General features: G+C 60.2%; 16 protein-coding genes. 14 read left to right on the top strand and 2 right to left on the bottom strand.

The genetic code is table 11. From position 1 onward, the window contains the following. Positions 1–25: 25 nt before the first annotated feature. The 13 genes from ACA072_RS11980 to ACA072_RS11920 all read left to right on the top strand — a co-directional run bounded on the left by ACA072_RS11980 (position 26) and on the right by ACA072_RS11920 (position 15,068). The gene (locus ACA072_RS11980) at positions 26–1,876 is read left to right on the top strand and encodes an IucA/IucC family protein (protein ID WP_497624485.1); all 1,851 of its coding nucleotides are present in this window, start codon (positions 26–28) and stop codon (positions 1,874–1,876) included. A 16-nt stretch (positions 1,877–1,892) separates the two neighbouring features. Next, the gene (locus ACA072_RS11975) at positions 1,893–3,137 is read left to right on the top strand and encodes an MFS transporter (RefSeq protein ID WP_497624484.1); all 1,245 of its coding nucleotides are present in this window, start codon (positions 1,893–1,895) and stop codon (positions 3,135–3,137) included. A 15-nt stretch (positions 3,138–3,152) separates the two neighbouring features. Then, positions 3,153–4,337 carry an aminotransferase class V-fold PLP-dependent enzyme gene (locus ACA072_RS11970; protein WP_497624483.1) on the top strand — a complete coding sequence of 395 codons (1,185 nt, stop codon included), beginning with the start codon at positions 3,153–3,155 and terminating at the stop codon, positions 4,335–4,337. An 86-nt stretch (positions 4,338–4,423) separates the two neighbouring features. Further along, a complete protein-coding gene (locus tag ACA072_RS11965; protein ID WP_497624482.1) occupies positions 4,424–4,939 on the top strand; it encodes a sigma-70 family RNA polymerase sigma factor in 516 nt (171 codons plus the stop codon). Next, positions 4,940–5,917 carry a FecR domain-containing protein gene (locus tag ACA072_RS11960; protein WP_497624481.1) on the top strand — a complete coding sequence of 326 codons (978 nt, stop codon included), beginning with the start codon at positions 4,940–4,942 and terminating at the stop codon, positions 5,915–5,917. Between the two features lie 99 nt (positions 5,918–6,016). Beyond that, entirely contained in the window at positions 6,017–8,431 is a 2,415-nt protein-coding gene (locus tag ACA072_RS11955; RefSeq protein ID WP_497624480.1) for a TonB-dependent siderophore receptor, read from the top strand. A gap of 60 nt (positions 8,432–8,491) precedes the next feature. Then, positions 8,492–9,679, top strand: coding sequence for an ABC transporter substrate-binding protein (locus tag ACA072_RS11950; RefSeq protein WP_497624479.1), 1,188 nt, complete (start codon positions 8,492–8,494; stop codon positions 9,677–9,679). Continuing rightward, on the top strand, positions 9,676–10,737 hold the full coding sequence (locus ACA072_RS11945) for a FecCD family ABC transporter permease (protein ID WP_497624478.1): 1,062 nt from the start codon (positions 9,676–9,678) through the stop codon (positions 10,735–10,737). Before ACA072_RS11950 ends, ACA072_RS11945 begins: the two co-directional genes overlap by 4 nt. Continuing rightward, on the top strand, positions 10,731–11,486 hold the full coding sequence (locus ACA072_RS11940; protein WP_497624477.1) for an ABC transporter ATP-binding protein: 756 nt from the start codon (positions 10,731–10,733) through the stop codon (positions 11,484–11,486). Before ACA072_RS11945 ends, ACA072_RS11940 begins: the two co-directional genes overlap by 7 nt. Before the next feature lie 511 nt (positions 11,487–11,997). Further along, entirely contained in the window at positions 11,998–12,630 is a 633-nt protein-coding gene (ycaC, locus tag ACA072_RS11935; RefSeq protein WP_497624476.1) for an isochorismate family cysteine hydrolase YcaC, read from the top strand. Between the two features lie 132 nt (positions 12,631–12,762). Then, entirely contained in the window at positions 12,763–13,578 is an 816-nt protein-coding gene (locus tag ACA072_RS11930) for a DUF1206 domain-containing protein (RefSeq protein WP_497624475.1), read from the top strand. Between the two features lie 63 nt (positions 13,579–13,641). Beyond that, positions 13,642–14,082, top strand: a complete 441-nt coding sequence (tspO, locus tag ACA072_RS11925; protein WP_497624474.1) for a tryptophan-rich sensory protein TspO — start codon at positions 13,642–13,644, stop codon at positions 14,080–14,082. Further along, positions 14,082–15,068, top strand: coding sequence for an alpha/beta hydrolase (locus ACA072_RS11920; RefSeq protein WP_497624473.1), 987 nt, complete (start codon positions 14,082–14,084; stop codon positions 15,066–15,068). Before tspO ends, ACA072_RS11920 begins: the two co-directional genes overlap by 1 nt. Before the next feature lie 70 nt (positions 15,069–15,138). Here the strand turns inward: ACA072_RS11920 and ACA072_RS11915 are convergent, their stop codons facing one another. Further along, positions 15,139–15,375, bottom strand: coding sequence for a hypothetical protein (locus ACA072_RS11915; protein WP_497624472.1), 237 nt, complete (start codon positions 15,373–15,375; stop codon positions 15,139–15,141). A 156-nt stretch (positions 15,376–15,531) separates the two neighbouring features. Between ACA072_RS11915 and ACA072_RS11910 the strand changes: the two genes are divergently transcribed. Beyond that, positions 15,532–15,987, top strand: a complete 456-nt coding sequence (locus tag ACA072_RS11910) for a VOC family protein (RefSeq protein ID WP_497624471.1) — start codon at positions 15,532–15,534, stop codon at positions 15,985–15,987. A gap of 61 nt (positions 15,988–16,048) precedes the next feature. On the opposite strand, the gene ACA072_RS11905 is transcribed toward ACA072_RS11910, so the two are convergent. After that, positions 16,049–16,975, bottom strand: a complete 927-nt coding sequence (locus ACA072_RS11905) for a Gfo/Idh/MocA family protein (protein WP_497624470.1) — start codon at positions 16,973–16,975, stop codon at positions 16,049–16,051. Between the last annotated feature and the right edge of the window lie 80 nt (positions 16,976–17,055).

Below are 17,055 nucleotides of genomic sequence, written 5' to 3'. Positions count from 1 at the left end.
ACTTACCGACGAGCAGATAGCTGATATGGATGACCTCAAGACACTGATCGCCTACTCCCGCAAAAACGCCCTGCGACGGTTGATCCGTTGCCTGTTTGCCGAAAACATTCTGGACCGTTCGGCCCTGGTGTTTTCCGCCGAGGGCAACCAGGCCACCTACCCGCTGAAGAACGCCCGTGCGCACGTGTTTTTCACCGACATTGCCATGGGGCCGGCCGACACCCTGGTCAACGACGGTGATGTGGTGCTGGTGACCGATGAAGGCGTACGCCAGCTGATTTACAGTCACCAGGACTTGCTGGACGTGCTGCGTGACAGCTTCGACTTCGAACCGACCGACGAAGGCATGGCCGGGCTCAAGTCGGACATGGAAAACAGCTTGCTGAACGATGCCCATGCTCGCCAGTATCGCCAACAATGGAACGCGCGACTGGCCGACGCCGCCAAAAGCCATGGCCTCGACAGCCTCACCGACTACCTTCACCAACACGCCAGCACCAAGGACGCCGCCATCCTGCTGGACCAATGGGGTTCGCTGGAAGGTCACCCGTATTACCCGACGTGGAAATCCCGTCCGGGCCTGAGTGACGCCGAAGTCGAGCAACTGTCACCTGAGTTCAACGCCCAAGTGCCGCTGCGCATTGCCGCATTGCGTGCCGACATGGCCAAAAGCGAAAGCATGCCGCACGTGACCAGCTACCACGCCTGGTTTGCCACGAACTTCCCGGTGCATTGGGAACAGTGGAAGGCTTCGCTCAATGAAAAGGGCCTGGATGAAACCCAGTGGCTACCGCTGCCGATTCACACCTGGCATTTGCAGGCCTACGTACTCAAGACGTTTGCCGCAGAAATCGAAGACGGCATCCTGATCACTGAGGGGCCGGACCTTCAAACCCTGCCGACCATGTCGTACCGCACGATGATGCCGGTGCTGGAAGAAACCGCGCCGCTGATCAAGTTGCCGATCGCGTTGTGGATGACCAGCGAGCTGCGCAGCCTGCAAGCCAAGTCTATTCACATGGGGCCGCGCATCAGCACGGTGATCACAAAAATCCTCGCCGCCGAAAACGGCTTCGACCAGCAACTGGAGATCTTCCCGGAAGAGATCGGCGTGCGTTACAAAAACGCGATCACCCAGGACGACGCACCTGGCCGTCATCTGTCAGTGGTCTATCGCGCCAGTCAGCAGGCGTTTGAACGCAGCGACGATTGCCTGCCGATTACCGTGGCGTCGTTGTTTACCCGTTTGCCCGGTAGCGGTCGTCCGCTGTTTACCGACCTGATCGAACGCGACGGCGTTCGGGCCAGCGCCGACACGGTCGAGAACTGGTTCCGCCAATACGCCAACGTGGTCACTCGCCCGGTGGTGGCGATCTATCTGCTGTACGGCATCGGGCTCGAAGCGCATCAACAAAACACCATGGTGCTGTTTTCCCCCGATGGCAAAGCACGTAGTCTGCTGATCCGCGATTTCGGCGATGGCAGGACCTATGCTCCATTGCTGGAGGAGCGCGGCTATACCCTGCAACCGCATGTTCAGCCTGGCATCTTGCCGACGGTGTTTGTCGAGGATATCGAACCGGTGCGCATGTTCGTGCTGGACGCGGCGTTCCTCACACACCTTCACGAAATGGCCCTGTGGCTGACGAAGGAGTACGCCTTGAACAGCAAAAGGATGTGGGAGGTCTTGCGTGAGGAAACCGAGAACGCCTTCGCGGCCGTCCGCGATCGGGTCTCGCCAGCGCTGTGGGAAGTCGAGCGCAAAGCGTTCATTCAGGACCCATGGCCAACCCGGTCGTTGTTGCGCATGCATTTGATGCAGTACTCCAACTATCGTTTGCAGCACACGCTGACCAACCCGCTTGATGCCGTTTAACCACCGAGGCTGACTCATGTCCCATGCAGGTCCCATCCAGGGTTCGCGAGTAAGAATCCTGATTTACCTTCTGTTCGCGATCCAGCTCATCTCCATGGGCGCGATGGAAATGAGCGGGCCGTTCTGGCCCGTCCACCTGCGTGGGCTGACCGCTTCGGAATCGGTATTCAGCTTCGCCAGCATCGCCGTCTACGTCGGTCCGATGCTGGGCATTATTCTGACCAGCGCCTTCTGGGGCCGTATCGGTGACCGTTACGGCCACAAGTTGATGATGATCCGCGCCCTCGCCGGTTTGTCGTTGACCCAGCTTGGCCTGGCCCTGTTCAGTGACATTTGGGTGATCCTGATCCTGCGCTTTTTGCAGGGGGCTTTTGCCGGGTACATCGCCCCGGCACAGGCTTACGGCGTCAGTATCGAAGCCCCCTCGCGGCGGGCGCGACTGTTTGCGATCCTGCAGATATCGACCAACGTCGGTTCGTTACTCGGTGCCGTCGTCGGTGGACTGATCCTCGATTACGCGACCTTCTTCTGGATCAACATCATCGCCTCGGCCCTATGCGCCATTTGCACCGTGGTGGCGGCCGTGACGTTGCCGGATGTTCCCCCCGTAAAGAAGACGCCGGTCGTGGACACGGCGACGCCGGCCAGCCGTTCAGGCAGCGTCTGGCAAGGTTCTCCGCTGTTGTCGCTGCTGGGCGTCATGGGCATTTTGCTGTTGGCGCGGATGCTGCCGCAGACCTCCTTCTCGCTGTATGTCAGCTCGGTGTTCGAGGTCAGCAATTCGGTGGTCGGCCTGTGTTACGGCTTGCTGGCACTGGGGTTCATCCTCTCGGCCACGGCGTGGTCGCGCTACTTCGAGCACCGCACCCAACAGGAAACCCTGCACCGCATCACCTACATTGTCATCGGTTGCGTCGTCCTGACCGCCATCGCCGGTGTCACGCGCAACCCTGCTGTTTTTGTCATTGCCTACTTCATATGGGGCGTACTGCTGGGCGCCACCACACCGGTGCTGATGGCCCTGATCTCGAAAACGGCCGACAGCTCACAACAGGGCTATGTGCTGGGGATTGCGCAGAGCACCGCGCAATTCGCTTCGATTGCGGGGATCTCGGCGGGTGGTTTACTCAGCCAGGTCTATGGCTTGCAGTACACCTACCTGTTTGTGTGCCTGGCCTACGTGCTTGCGCTGATTCCCATTGTTGCCCTGCGCTACTGGCCAGTGGTCATGCAAACGAGTCAAGCCCCACCCGGCGACTGATCAAGGAGTCTTGCGTTGAACATTGCACAACTGCGTGCCGACACGCCCGGTGTCGAGCAGCTGATTCACTTTAATAATGCCGGTGCCTCTTTAACGCCTGACCCGGTGATCGACGTCATGACGCGCCACCTGCAATTCGAAGCGCGCCTCGGTGGTTACGAGGCGGCCGGCCAACGTGCGGTTGAACTGGACAATGTCTACGGCGCCATCGGCCGACTGATCAACGCCGATCCCGACGAAATCGCCGTCATCGAAAACGCCACCCGCGCCTGGGACATGGCCTTTTATTCATTGCCGCTGCGACCCGGTGATGTGGTGCTGACCTCCACCACCGAATACGCCGGCAACTTCATTCCCTATCTGCAACTGAAACAGCAGCGCGGCATTGAGATCCGGATCATCCCCAATGATGAACAGGGCCAGGTTTCGCTTCCCGCCTTGCAGGACATGCTGGGCGATGATCGCGTGGCGTTGGTGTCGTTGCCGGTGATCGCGACCAACGGCGGACCGGTTCAGCCCATCGAGCAGATCGGTGCGCTGGCCCGGGACGCGGGCGTGCTGTATTTGCTCGATGCCTGCCAGGGTGTCGGGCAAATGCCGATCGATGTGCGAAAAATCGGTTGTCATCTCCTCGCTGCGACCAGCCGCAAATACCTTCGAGGCCCCCGAGGCATGGGCTTTCTATACATTGAAAAGTCGCTGTGCCAGAACCTCGAACCGACATTTCTCGACCTGCATGCCGCGTCGTTGCTGACGCCAGACACGTTCAAGATTCGGGACGATGCACGACGCTTCGAAAACTGGGAGTGCAACGTGGCCGCGAAACTGGGCCTGGGTGCAGCGGTTGAATACGCGCTGGCACAAGGCATCGAGCCAATGTGGCAGCGCATTCAGCAACTGGCGAACCACATGCGGCATCGACTGGCCGAAGTCCCCGGCGTCACACTTTGCGACAGAGGTGCCCTCACGTCCGGCATCGTGACGTTCACGCATCAAGGCAGCAGCGCCGCAGACGTACAACAATGGCTTGCGGGGCAAGAGAAACGGATCAACGTCTCCACCTCGACCTTCCGCTCGACCCTGCTCGACATGCAGCAACGAGGTTTGCAGGCAGTCAGCCGTGCCTCGGTCCACGCTTACAACACCGAAGGCGAAATCGACACCCTGATTGAAGCGCTGATGTGCATGCCGCGAATCTGAAAACGGGATGCAGAATCGCCCTTGCGTCAGAGCATCTTTGTCACTTAGCATTGGGAATACTTCTCAATTGCAAAAAAGCCGCCGCCATGAGCGATACCCTTCCCGCGAATAACAGCAATCATCTGCGCGCGATCGAGGCCCTGTACAGCGGCCATCACGGCTGGCTGTACGCCACGCTGCGAAAAAAACTGGGTAACGCCATGGATGCGGCGGATCTGGCGCAGGACACCTTCACTCGCATACTGGCCTCCCAAGTCACGGTCATCGAGCAGCCCCGGGCCTACCTGAGCTGCGTGGCCAAGGGCATTCTGGTCAATTGGTACCAGCGCAAGGCGCTCGAACGCGCCTACCTTGACGCCCTCGCGCACTTGCCCGCGCCCGAAGTGCCTTCGCCGGAATTGCGCTTCATGGTGCTGGAAACCCTGCACGAGATCGACGCGATGCTCGACACCCTCCCGCCACTGGTCAAGCGCGCGTTTTTGCTGTCGCAGATCGGCGGCCTGAAATACGACGATATCGCCGCGCAACTGAACGTCTCGCTGATCACCGTCAAGCGCTACATGAAGCAAGCCTTCGTGCAGTGCCTGATGCTGGTGGAATGAATGCTCACTCGTCGCAATGACTCGCAGCTCGACCCCAAAGTCCTCGAAGAAGCGGCCGAGTGGCTGATGCGCTTCAGTGAAAGCGACCTCAGCGACGCCGAGCGTGCCGAATGGGAAGGCTGGAAGGCCAGCACGCCCGAACGGGATCGTGCCTGGTCGCGCGCGCAGCTACTGCTGAGCAAGCTCGGCGGGCTGCCATCGTCCTTGGCGATGTCGGCGCTGGATCGCCCGAGCAATCCCGAACGCCGCGTCGCCCTGGGTAAACTGGCGATGCTCCTGGCCGTGCTGCCTGCCGGTTGGGGCAGTTGGAAACTGCTGGAATCACAGCAATGGTCCGCCGACTACCGGACGGCCGTAGGTCAGCGACGCGAATTGACCCTGGCCGACGGGTCGAATATCACCCTGAATACCGACACCGCCATCGATGTGATCTTCGACGCCGATCAGCGGCTCATCAACGTGCGCGAAGGGGAAATACTGGTGCAGACCGCGCCCGATACTTCGCCGCTGGCACGCCCCTTCCTGGTCAGCACACGCCAGGGCCGAATGCAGGCATTGGGCACGCGATTTATTGTTCGCGAACAGCAGCCCCGCACGCATCTCGCGGTACTGGACGGCGCGGTGAGGGTCGAATTGGCGGACAGCAGTCAATCCGCCCCGTTGATCATCAACGCCGGACAGCGCACCGATTTTTCATCCCGCACGTTTGGCCAAGTGAACCCGACAGATCGTCACGTCGGCGCGTGGGCTCAAGGCATGCTCATGGCCGACAAGATGCGCCTTGCGGATTTCGTCTCCGAGCTGGCGCGTTATCGCAAAGGCTTCGTGCGCTGTGATCCGGCCATTGCCGAGCTGCGCATTTCCGGCGCCTTTCCGATCAGCGATACCCAGCGCACGCTGAACATGCTGGTGCAAACCTACCCGGTACTCGTCACCGGTCACTTGAGTGGTTACTGGGTGACGCTCTCTCCCGCCTGACCTCGTGCCAAAAAAGTTGCCGCAAGGGTGATACTTTTTTTGATCTCAACTGGCAAAGACAGGAACAACCTTTTCACCTCGTCCACAGGTCATCCATTCATGCCCGTTGCGCGGCCCCTACGGCCGGACCGTCTGCTCAAGCCAGTGATTCGCAGTGTGTTGCTCAGCCTTGCCTTGGCCGGTGCCGCGTGCCCGCTTGCCTTGGCCGCCGTACCGTCGCAACGGGACTCCACGGTTGTCCGCGCTTACAACATTGCCCCCGGGCCGCTCGGTGCAACCTTGTCGAGTTTTGCCGTGGATGCCGACATTGCCTTGTCGTTCCAGCCCTCGATCACCGAAGGCCTGGTCAGTCCAGGCCTGTCCGGCTCGTACTCCAGGCAGGAGGCGATCACACGCTTGCTGGCCGGCAGTGGCCTGGAAATGGTTTCACGCGACGACGGCAGCTACACCTTGGTGGTACGCCAGTTGACCCTGGAGGAAACGGCGATCAATGGCACCGACCGACGTACCCAAGGCTTGCCCTCGGTGTATCCGGGAGGCCAGGTCGCCAGCGGCGGGCGCCTCGGGATGCTGGGCAATACGGATGTGATGGACGCCCCCTTCAGTGTCAGCAACTACACCTCGACGTTGATCAAGGATCAGCAGGCGGTCACCGTGGGCGATGTGCTGGAGCGAGATTCCTCGGTGCGCTCAACGGGCCAGACCGGAGGCATAGTCGATTCATTCTTCATCCGTGGATTTCCGGTCGGCGAAGGCAATCTCGGTGAGCTGGCGTTCGACGGTGTGTACGGTGTGGCCTCCAACTACCGGGTGTTCACCGAGTACGTCGAACGCATCGAAGTGGTGAAAGGGCCCGGCGCGCTGCTCTATGGCATGTCACCCAACAGCGCCGTTGGCGGCGTGATCAATGTTGTGCCCAAGCGTTCACTTGACGAGGACCTGACCCGGTTCACCGCCAGTTACGCCATGGATTCGCAGCTCGGCGGCCACCTCGACGTCAGTCGGCGCTTTGGTGAGGAACGCCGGTTCGGTGTACGGATCAACGGCAGTGTCCAGCAAGGCGACACGGCCATCGACAAGCAAACCCGGGACATCGACATCGGCGCCATCTCTCTGGACTATGAGGGTGATCGCCTGCGGACCACCCTGGACCTGATCAGCCAGAAAGAACAATTCGACGCCGCGTCCCGGCCGTTTCTCATCGCACCCGGCGTACCGATTCCCTCAGCGGCCAACGGCCGTACCAGCGTGAGCCAGGACTGGGGGTGGTCTGAAACCCGTGACCAGTCGGCGCTGTTCGGCGGTGAATACGACCTTGACGATGCCCTGACCGTATTTGCCCACGCCGGTGGCGGCAAATCGGAGGTAGCGCGCATGTCCGATCAGACCCCGACCATCATCAACGCGGCCGGCGACACCTCTTCGATCCCCGGCTACTACAAATTCGAAGTCCAGCGCTACACGGTCGACGCCGGCGCCCGCCTGCGCTTCGACACCGGGCCGGTCAGTCACAGCACTGCCCTGCAAGTCACCCGCTATCGCGATGAGTTGTCCCGAGGCATCATTTCCGGCCCGGCGATCCTGTCGAACATCTACCACCCGGTCGACCGGCCAGAGCCCTTCATCGCCAAACCGGATACGCCGAAAATCTCCGAGAGCGAACTGTCAGGCGTGGCCCTGGCCGACACCCTTTCTGTACTGGACGAGCGCTTTCAAGTGACCGTCGGCGTGCGCAAACAGAACATCAAGTCCGATAACTACAATGCGGCCGGGACGGTCACGACCTCCTACAACAAAAGCGCTACCACGCCGCTGTTCGGCGTCGTCGCCAAACCCTGGGACCACGTGTCGTTCTACTACAACTACATCGAAGGCTTGAGCAAGGGTGACACCGCACCGTCCGCCGCCTCAAACGCCGGGGAGATTTTTTCACCCTACATCTCCCGCCAACAGGAAGTCGGGGTCAAGGTCGACTACGGCAGCTTCATGTCCACACTGGCGCTGTTCCAGATCAAGAAACCCAGCGGCGAATTGGCCTCTGGCGTGTTCTCGGTACAAGGCGAGCAACGCAACCGCGGTGTGGAGCTCAATGTATTTGGCGAGATCGCCCCGGGCACCCGCCTGCTGGGTGGCGTGACCCTCCTCGATGGCGAACTGACCAAGACCGGTGTTGCCGCCAACCGTGGCAATAAACCGGTGGGCGTGCCTGACGTTCAGGCCAACCTCTGGGCCGAATGGGACACGCCGTGGGTCGAGGGCCTGACGCTGACCAGTGGCGCGATCTACACAGGCAGCCAGTACGTGAACCAGGCCAATACCCAGGAACTGGAGGCCTGGACCCGCTTCGATGTCGGTGCACGCTTCGCGACCCGCATTGCGGAACACCCGACCACATTGCGCGCCACCGTGCAGAACGTGTTCGACCGCGAGTACTGGTCGGGCGTCGCGTCCTACGGGGCGTTCTCCCAAGGTTCACCCCGCACCCTGCTGCTGTCGGCCACCGTCGATTTCTGAAACGCCCGGCCCGGCAACTTGAGTCGCAGTCCGGTCCTGACTTCTGCAAAGGAACAAACCATGGTTACCCTCTTCCGACGCCCCCAAGCCTTCGCTACGCTGCTGTTCGCAGGACTGCTGGGCCTGTCGCTGTACTCTCTGACACCACGCCACGCACTCGCCGCCGACCCGGATCCTGCGCTGGGCACGGTGACCGATTTGCTCGGGCGCAAGGTCAAGGTTCACCTTCCGGTCAGGCGCGTCATTCTCGGTGAGGGCCGCCAGTTGTACCTGGTCGCCGCGCTGGATACGCAAAACCCCATTGAACGCATCGTCGGTTGGCGCAAGGACCTCATCCAGTCCGACCCGGACACCTACGGCGCCTACCTGCGCAAGTTTCCCGCCATCGCAAAGATCCCGACCTTTGGCGGTTTTGAAGAAGGCACTTTCGACATCGAGCAAGCGATCTCGCAGCAACCCGATGTGATCATCCTCAACATCGAAGCGCAGCACGCCACCGAAGACGCGCGCTACATCGAGAAACTCGACGCCTTGGGGATTCCCGTGGTGTACGTCGACTTTCGCAACAACCCGATGCAAAACACCGAGCCGACCATGCGCCTGTTCGGCCAGCTGTTCGGCAAGGAACAGCGCGCCGAGGCCTTTATCGATTTTCGCAACCAGCAGATCCATCGCGTCACCGATGTGATTGAGGCGCGCCACCCTTCCCGCCCCAGCGTGTTTATCGAGCGCATTGGTGGCTACACCGATGATTGCTGCCTGAGTTTCGGTAACGAAAATTTCGGCCTTTTTGTCGACATGGCCGGTGGCAACAACATTGCCCGGAACATCATCCCCACCACCTTCGGGCAGTTGAACCCAGAGCAAGTCATCGTCGCCAACCCGGACCAGGTGGTTGTCACCAGTGCCAACTGGGAAGCCTTTGCACCCGGTGGTCATTGGGTCGGTGTCGGCCCCGGTGCGGACATGGCCCAAGCCAGGCACAAACTGGCGTGGTACACACAACGCCCCGCCTACGCGGGTATCAAGGCTCAGGACGATCAAGCCTTTCATGCCATCTGGCACCAGTTCTACAACAGCCCCTACCAGTTCGCGGCCATCCAGCAACTGGCGAAATGGTTTCATCCGACGCTGTTTGCCGACCTGGATCCGGACGCGTCATTGCGCGAACTGCATGAGCGATTTCTGCCGGTACCTTACGAGCCCGGCTACTTTGTCAGCCTGGAAAAGCCTGAGGCCAAACAATGACTTCACTGAACGAAGCAATGGTCGTTCAGCGCGACACCTACCGTCGACTGGTGCTGCGCAAACGCCTGATCCTTGGCGGGCTCGTGATGCTACTGATTTGCAGTGTGCTGCTTGACCTGGCCCTTGGGCCGGCGAGCTACAGCCTGACTGAAGTGCTCGGTGCGCTGTTCTCGCCCGACACCGCTTCAGCCCAAGTGCGGGTGGTGATGTGGGAAATCCGTCTGCCCGTGGCGCTGATGGCCGTCGCGGTCGGTGCCGCGTTGTCGTTGGCGGGCGCACAGATGCAGACGATCCTCAACAACCCGCTGGCCAGTCCGTTCACGCTGGGCATTTCCGCCGCCGCCAGTTTCGGTGCCGCCATGGGCCTGGCATTTGGCGTGGCGCTGTTCCCGCTGGCGGCGCAGTACATGGTGCCGGTGAATGCGTTCATCATGGCCATGCTGTCAGCGCTGCTGATCCACTTCCTGAGCCTGCGTCGCGGTGTCACCGCCGAGACCATCGTGCTGCTCGGCATTGCCCTGGTGTTTACCTTTAATGCGCTGTTGGCCCTGGTGCAGTTTTTTGCCACTGAACAAGCCGTGGCGGCGGTCGTGTTCTGGACCATGGGCAGCCTGACCAAAGCCACCTGGCCGAAACTCGGGGTGATTTGCCTGGTCATCCTGATCACCCTGCCGATCTTTGCCAGACGCGCCTGGGCGCTGACGGCCCTGCGGCTGGGCGATGACAAGGCCGCGAGTTTCGGGATCAACGTGCGCAGCCTGCGTTTTCAGACGCTGATCATGGTCAGCCTGCTCGCCTCGTTCCCGGTGGCCTTTGTCGGCACCATCGGGTTTATCGGACTGGTCGGCCCGCACATCGCACGGATGCTGATTGGCGAGGATCAACGGTTCTTCCTGCCGGCCTCTTTACTGACCGGCTCGCTGATACTTTCCGCCAGTTCGGTCGTCAGCAAGACCCTGATCCCGGGCGCGATTTTCCCCATCGGCGTCGTCACGTCACTGATCGGCGTGCCGTTCTTCATATCTCTGATTCTTAGCGGGAAGAAAAACTCATGGTGAAGATCCAGCTCGATAACCTCGGTGCCCGTTACGGGCAGCGCGAGATCATTTCAGGCGTCACCACGGCGGCCTTCACGGGGGGTCAGGTGGTTGCCGTGGTCGGGCCGAACGCAGCGGGTAAATCCACCTTGTTCAAACGCATGGCCGGGCTGATTGAAGGACCAGGCCAGGTCATCCTGCAGGACTCGAAAAAGGGTCATCAGGGCATCAGCTACATGCCGCAGGGACTGAATGCCAGTGCACGCCTGACGGTCTACGAATCAGTGCTGCTGGCGCGTAAGCAACTGAGTCCGGGCTGGGTCGTCCACGACGATGAATTGAAGCTCGTCGACGAGATTCTCGGCGCGCTCGGGATTACCGAACTGTCCTTTCGCAACCTCGGTGAACTCAGCGGCGGCCAGCAACAGCTGGTGTCCATCGCCCAAACGCTGGTGCGCGAACCGGAGATCCTGCTGATGGACGAGCCGACCAGTGCGCTGGACATGCACCGGCAGGTGCAAGTGCTGAATTTCATGCGGGCACTTGCTCGGAAACGCGAAGTTATCGTGTTCATCGCGATCCACGATCTGAATCAGGCATTGCGCTTTGCCGACCAGGTATTGGTCATCGCGAATGGGACAACTCAAGGCAGCGGACCGAGCAACGAGGTGATTACCGAGCGGATGCTGCGTAACGTCTACAAGGTCGAGGCGCGGATAGAAACCTGCAGCCGCGGGCAGCACCATATCCTGATTGACGATATCGTTTGATCGCGTAAGCCATCCCGGATTGAGTAACGTGTCAACCACTGGCGGCCGAGCCGGATTCAACGAGGATCCGGACTCAGGGCTGGCGCAGGACCATTGAGAAAAGCACTCCAGACTTCATAAGCATCGTGATGTCGTTTAGTCGCAACGTCCCAGTCGGGCCCGGAAACACAGCGGGATGACACCAGCGTCATCATGCCCATGGTGGCAGCATCCAGTTCGATCAGCAGTGCGTGAGAATGGATTCTGAAGTCTTCTAGCGAAGTCATAATGTAAGTCCCAGCGGATATCACCGCTATCGAGAAGCAGGCACCTCTCAGGGTGTGGAGTGCGGCCACCCCGAAAGATTCATATTTTACGACCTCGTGCCTGCAATCATCTGATGCCCTCCTCGATTGTCACTTCCTGGTTGACAGTCAAACCGTTTTCACCCTCTTTTTCCCCTTCCTGCTGATCAGTATTCTGAGCCCATGTTGAACGAAGCCACTTACCCCTCTCGATAAAGGATTTCATCATGAGCAACGCCACCTACAACCGCCTGAACAAAGACGACGCCGTAGTGTTGATGATCGACCACCAGACCGGTCTGATCTCGCTGGTACAGGACTTCTCGCCCAACGAGTTCAAGAACAACGTGCTGGCCCTGGCTGACGTGGCCAGGTTCTTCGAACTGCCCACCGTCCTGACCACCAGCTTCGAACAAGGCCCCAACGGCCCACTGGTGCCAGAGCTCAAGGAAATGTTTCCGGACGCGCCTTACATTGCCCGCCCTGGCCAGATCAACGCCTGGGACAACGAAGACTTCGTCAAGGCGATCAAGGCGACCGGCCGCAAGCAACTGATCATTGCCGGCGTGGTGACCGACGTTTGCGTGACCTTCCCGACGCTGTCGGCCCTGGCTGAAGGGTTTGAAGTGTTCGTGGTCACGGATTCTTCCGGCACCTTCAACACCACCGTGCAACAGGCGGCGTGGAACCGCATGACGCAAGCCGGTGCGCAAATGATGAACTGGTTCTCGGTAGCCTGCGAGTTGCAGGGCGACTGGCGCAACGACATCGAAGGCCTGGGCAACCTGCTGTCCCAGCGCATTCCGAACTACCGCAACCTGATGAACAGCTACTCGGCATTAGCAGCCCGCCAGGCGTAAACCTGACGCACAAAAACCAAGGCCCGCTTCTGCGGGCTTTTGGCCGTTTTCTGCCTTAGCACACCGACTTTCAATCGAACCCCGCCCTCCCCGAAAGGTCTGCTCTGTATTGCCTCTCTGGAATATGCTGCCATGTCTGCGCACCACAGCCTTGTTGTACTCGCTCGGGGCGGATATGCCGCTCGAGGCGTTCTTTACCTGATCATCGGGATCTTCGCGTTGCTGGCGGCTCAAGACTCGTCTAAGCCGAAGGACAGTCAGCGGAGCCTGGAGGCTGTGTTAAGCCAGCCTTTCGGTTATGTTTTAGTCGGTTTGGTGGTGGCAGGCCTGCTCGCTTTCGCTTGTTGGCGAGTGTTGCAGGCCGTACGCGACGTCGATCACCACGGTAACAGGATGAAGGGCCTGGTCATCCGGGCAGGACTGTTGGCGGGAGGTTTGGTCAACGGTGCGCTGGCGTTTTTCGCGTTGGGTTTGCTCATCAGCGGCATCAGAAGCTCGGGCGATTCGGGCGGTGGGCAGACCCGGGATTTACTCGCGCACGTGTTGTCCTGGGAACACTCGAATGTCCTGGTGTACCTCGTTGCGCTCGTCCCCCTCGGCGTAGGCGTTGCTCACATCATCAAGGGATGGAAGTCGTCGTTCGAGAAGTACTTTGAAGCGGACGAAGACGTGATGCGCTACGTCCGTCCGGTCTCCCGGTTCGGCCTTATCGCCCGTGGCGTCGTGTTTATCGAGATCGCCCTGTTGCTGATCATCAGTGGCTCCCGCTATAAAGCCATGGATCCGCCCGGCATGAAGGAAGCCCTAGATGCGCTGCAGAATCTGCCGGCCGGCGGTGTGATTTTGATGGTGATGGCCTTGGGATTGATCGCCTTTTCGGTCTACAGCTTGTCCGAAGCCGCCTGGCGCAAGATCAACATGGATGTGCCTGGCGTACCGGGCGCATAGCGGCATGAACGGCCGCCAGAATTCTGCAACCCCACACAGCTCACCTCTACCAAAGGACTGATGATGACCTTTCTGATTTTTCTTCTGGCCTGCGCGGCCGCGGCCAGTACAGGCATTCTTTTCAAACCGGGCCAGTGGTACGAATCGCTCGTCAAGCCCAGCTTCACCCCACCCAATTGGCTGTTTCCGGTCGCCTGGTCGATTATCTATCTGCTGCTCGCCTGGGCCGGGTACCGGTTGTCACTGATACCTGGAAGTCAGGAGGTGCTGGCGTTATGGGCGGCGCAGATTGCCCTGAATACGCTGTGGACACCGGTGTTCTTCGGCGCGCACCGCATTTTCGCCGCCATGGTGATCCTGGCGCTGCTCTGGCTGGTAGTCGCAGCCATGGTGGTGATGGCAATGCGGCTGGACGTAATCACGGGCCTGATCCTGTTTCCCTACCTTGTGTGGCTGTGTGTAGCGGCTGCGTTGAATTTTTCCATCTTGCGCAATAACCGCTGATGGAGGATTCCGGACTCGCGACTCAAACACCTTGGCCTGCAGGCGAGCAGGCGTGGGAGCAAGTGCGTAACTTCAACAAGAAGCTTGCCTGGTTGCCGCGCTTTCGCATCCGCAATCGCATCACGCCCCGGGTGATCCAGGCGCTGCTGCGCGCCAGCCAGATCGCCGGCGCGGGTCAATTGCTCAAGCAGGGGCTCAAGGCGGAAACAAAGGTGATTGGTGCGGGCGGCGTCCCAGTGCCCGTGCCCGTGCGGATCATCCGGCCGAGAGGTAAAGCAAAGGGCGTTGTGCTTGATTTCCACGGCGGCGGATGGGTGATCGGCAATGCGCAGATGAATGACGGCTTTAACGTTGCCATGGTGAATACGTGCAACGTCGCAGTCGTCTCGGTCGATTACCGGCTTGCCGTATCAACTCCGATTGAAGGCCTGATGGAAGACTGCCTTTCTGCTGCTCGCTGGTTACTGAAGGACTGTAGCGAGTTCGCCGACCTGCCCGTTATCGTCATCGGTGAATCGGCCGGGGCCCATCTTGCCGCGGCAACGTTGCTGTCGCTGAAACAATCGCCCGGCTTGTTGCAACGGGTGAGCGGCGCGCTGTTGTATTACGGTGTCTACGATTTGACCGGAACACCGAGCGTCCGCGCAGCGCCCCCGGAAACGCTGCTGCTGGACGGACCTGGCATGGTTGAAGCGTTTCGCATGCTGACGCCGGACCTGAATGACGAGGAACGCCGCCAGCCTCCGTTGTCACCGCTGTACGGCGACTTTACCGATTTCCCGCCGGCGCTCCTGTTTGCCGGCGAGCTGGATCCCCTGAGAGACGACACACTCGACCTCGCCGAACGCTGGAGGCAATCGGCATCTGTCGAGGTGCACTTGCTACCGCTTTCTCCCCACGGATTCATTCATTTTCCAACTGCGATTGCACAGAGCGTGCTTGCGTACAGCCGTGAGTGGATAACGGCGCGAATCGACGGTGCTTAGGCAAGCAGACCGATGCGCGTCGTGAGCTTTAGCCAGGCGCCGCGACCTGTTCTCGTCGCGGCACCTGACATCAATCGGGTTGATTCACGACCGTAATCTGCGTCAGCCCTACCCGCTCAGCCTGCTCCAGAATCTGCGCCGGCGTCGCGTCTGCGGTGGGCATGATCAGGCTGTTTTCACCGTCGCCATAATGCAGCTGCAGCAAGTGCATAGCGGCCTCATGGACGGGCAGCTGGGACTGCTCCAGTTCGAACAGGTAGGTGCGGGGTTCGCCGTTGAACAGGTAGTCCAGGGTCCATTCGTGCATGGTGGAATCCTCTTATGGAAAACGTACAGCTGATTATCCTGACTGACCGATCAGCTGTTCGTTCAACGGTTCGGCCAGGAAACAGCCACACGAAAACCCTTCTAATTCTGATGGCGGCGTCGTTACCATGGACACCGGTTCGACAGGAGGAATGCAATGGAGCTGAAGTTCAGTCACGTCGATGTACTGGTGAAGAATCTGGAGGAAGCCTGCGCCTACTACGCACAGATCCTGCACGCCAGGATTTCTAAAACGCTCGTCTGGGAGCGTGGTGGCCTGCACGTGCGCTATGCGATTGCGTTGATCGGCCAGGAGCGTTTCATGCTGGTGCAGCCGTTGGCGGGGAACCTGAAGGAGCTGCTGGATTGCGCAGGCGAAGGCATGATTTACCGCCACTGCTACTCGACACCGGACATCGAGAAGGCCTATGACGACTTGATCGCCGCGGGGGTTCAGCCAGAGGACGAGAATGGAAAACCACTCGCCCGCGAGAACCTGCAATCCCCGTCCGGGACCCGCATCATCTGGTTGCCCAAGCGCTTCGGGCACTTCTCCATCGAGATATTGGAAGACGAGGCGTTGGAGGCATTTATCGAGGAGGCCTTTGCCTGAGAGAGGTTGCGGCGAATGTTCGCTTTCGCCCCTCCCAGTCACGGACGCACTTTTGCGGCCGTCAGTCGTAGAACGGCTCAACCGACACCCGACTGCCGACAAAAAAGCTGTCGGCCACCAGTCGCAATGGCTGGAGGTCCAGGTCACTGGCCTTGTCGCCAATCAGCTGTTGGAAATGTCGATACACCGCCGCGTACTCGCCCTCCTCCGAGACGGCCTGGCGCACGCCGTCGATACTCAGCAGTGCGCCGCCGTTGTCCAGGCGCAGGGTGCCTTCGGCGCAGCGAATCTCGATGCTCCAGAGCTCGTCATGTCCGTGGTCGAAGTCAAACTCCGCGCTAACATCGAGGTTGCGCGCGTCAGACATTTTGATCGAAGCGGCAATCGGCGACTGGCAGTTGTTGGGGACTCGCAGCTCGGCAGACGCGACAAAAAGCGGCAGCGCCAGCAGATGGGTGACGATCGACAAGGCATTGATGCCCGGATCGAAAACGCCCAGGCCTCCAGGCTGCCAGATCCAGGCCTGGCCGGGGTGCCACTTGCGCACGTCTTCCTTCCAGTCGATCTGCACGCTTTGCAGGGTGCGGCTGGCCAGCCAGTCACGGGCGGCTTCGATCCCCGGCGCGTAGCGTGAATGCCAGGCGAACAAACCGCTGACGCCTTGCTCCTGTGCCTGGCTCGCCAACGCCATCGCTTCACCCAACGTGGCGCACGGCGGCTTTTCTACCAGCACGTGTTTGCCCGCGGCCAATGCTTGTTGCACCAAGGCGAATCGTCCTTGCGGCGGCGTGCAAAACGCAATCGCATCGACCTGCGGGCCGTTTTCGAGCAGCTCGCCCAGGGACTTGAAGTTCTCGACCCCGGCGCAAGGTTGCCCTTGCGTTGCGACAGACACCAACTGGAACGCGGGGTTGGCGTGGATAGCGGGGACGTGTTGATCCTGGGCAATCTTGCCGTAGCCCACCAGACCGAGACGGATCGGTTGCATCGATGACTCCTGATTTTTCTTGTATTGGGACTCGAGCCGGCAAGATTACGTTTGTACAGCGGGGAAGTCATTGATGACGT

Source organism: Pseudomonas sp. LBUM1656, from assembly GCF_059716065.1.
Note: the sequence above shows the minus strand (reverse complement) of the source record. Positions and strands in the feature narration are given on the sequence as shown.

Coding starts and splice junctions, on each gene's coding strand:
- tspO (WP_497624474.1), top strand. CDS start 13,642: ATGACCTTTCTGATTTTTCTTCTGGCCTGCGCGGCCGCGGCCAGTACA.
- ACA072_RS11955 (WP_497624480.1), top strand. CDS start 6,017: ATGCCCGTTGCGCGGCCCCTACGGCCGGACCGTCTGCTCAAGCCAGTG.
- ACA072_RS11945 (WP_497624478.1), top strand. CDS start 9,676: ATGACTTCACTGAACGAAGCAATGGTCGTTCAGCGCGACACCTACCGT.
- ACA072_RS11905 (WP_497624470.1), bottom strand. CDS start 16,975: ATGCAACCGATCCGTCTCGGTCTGGTGGGCTACGGCAAGATTGCCCAG.
- ACA072_RS11915 (WP_497624472.1), bottom strand. CDS start 15,375: ATGCACGAATGGACCCTGGACTACCTGTTCAACGGCGAACCCCGCACC.
- ycaC (WP_497624476.1), top strand. CDS start 11,998: ATGAGCAACGCCACCTACAACCGCCTGAACAAAGACGACGCCGTAGTG.
- ACA072_RS11960 (WP_497624481.1), top strand. CDS start 4,940: ATGCTCACTCGTCGCAATGACTCGCAGCTCGACCCCAAAGTCCTCGAA.
- ACA072_RS11920 (WP_497624473.1), top strand. CDS start 14,082: ATGGAGGATTCCGGACTCGCGACTCAAACACCTTGGCCTGCAGGCGAG.
- ACA072_RS11980 (WP_497624485.1), top strand. CDS start 26: ATGGATGACCTCAAGACACTGATCGCCTACTCCCGCAAAAACGCCCTG.
- ACA072_RS11910 (WP_497624471.1), top strand. CDS start 15,532: ATGGAGCTGAAGTTCAGTCACGTCGATGTACTGGTGAAGAATCTGGAG.
- ACA072_RS11940 (WP_497624477.1), top strand. CDS start 10,731: ATGGTGAAGATCCAGCTCGATAACCTCGGTGCCCGTTACGGGCAGCGC.
- ACA072_RS11950 (WP_497624479.1), top strand. CDS start 8,492: ATGGTTACCCTCTTCCGACGCCCCCAAGCCTTCGCTACGCTGCTGTTC.
- ACA072_RS11965 (WP_497624482.1), top strand. CDS start 4,424: ATGAGCGATACCCTTCCCGCGAATAACAGCAATCATCTGCGCGCGATC.
- ACA072_RS11975 (WP_497624484.1), top strand. CDS start 1,893: ATGTCCCATGCAGGTCCCATCCAGGGTTCGCGAGTAAGAATCCTGATT.
- ACA072_RS11930 (WP_497624475.1), top strand. CDS start 12,763: ATGTCTGCGCACCACAGCCTTGTTGTACTCGCTCGGGGCGGATATGCC.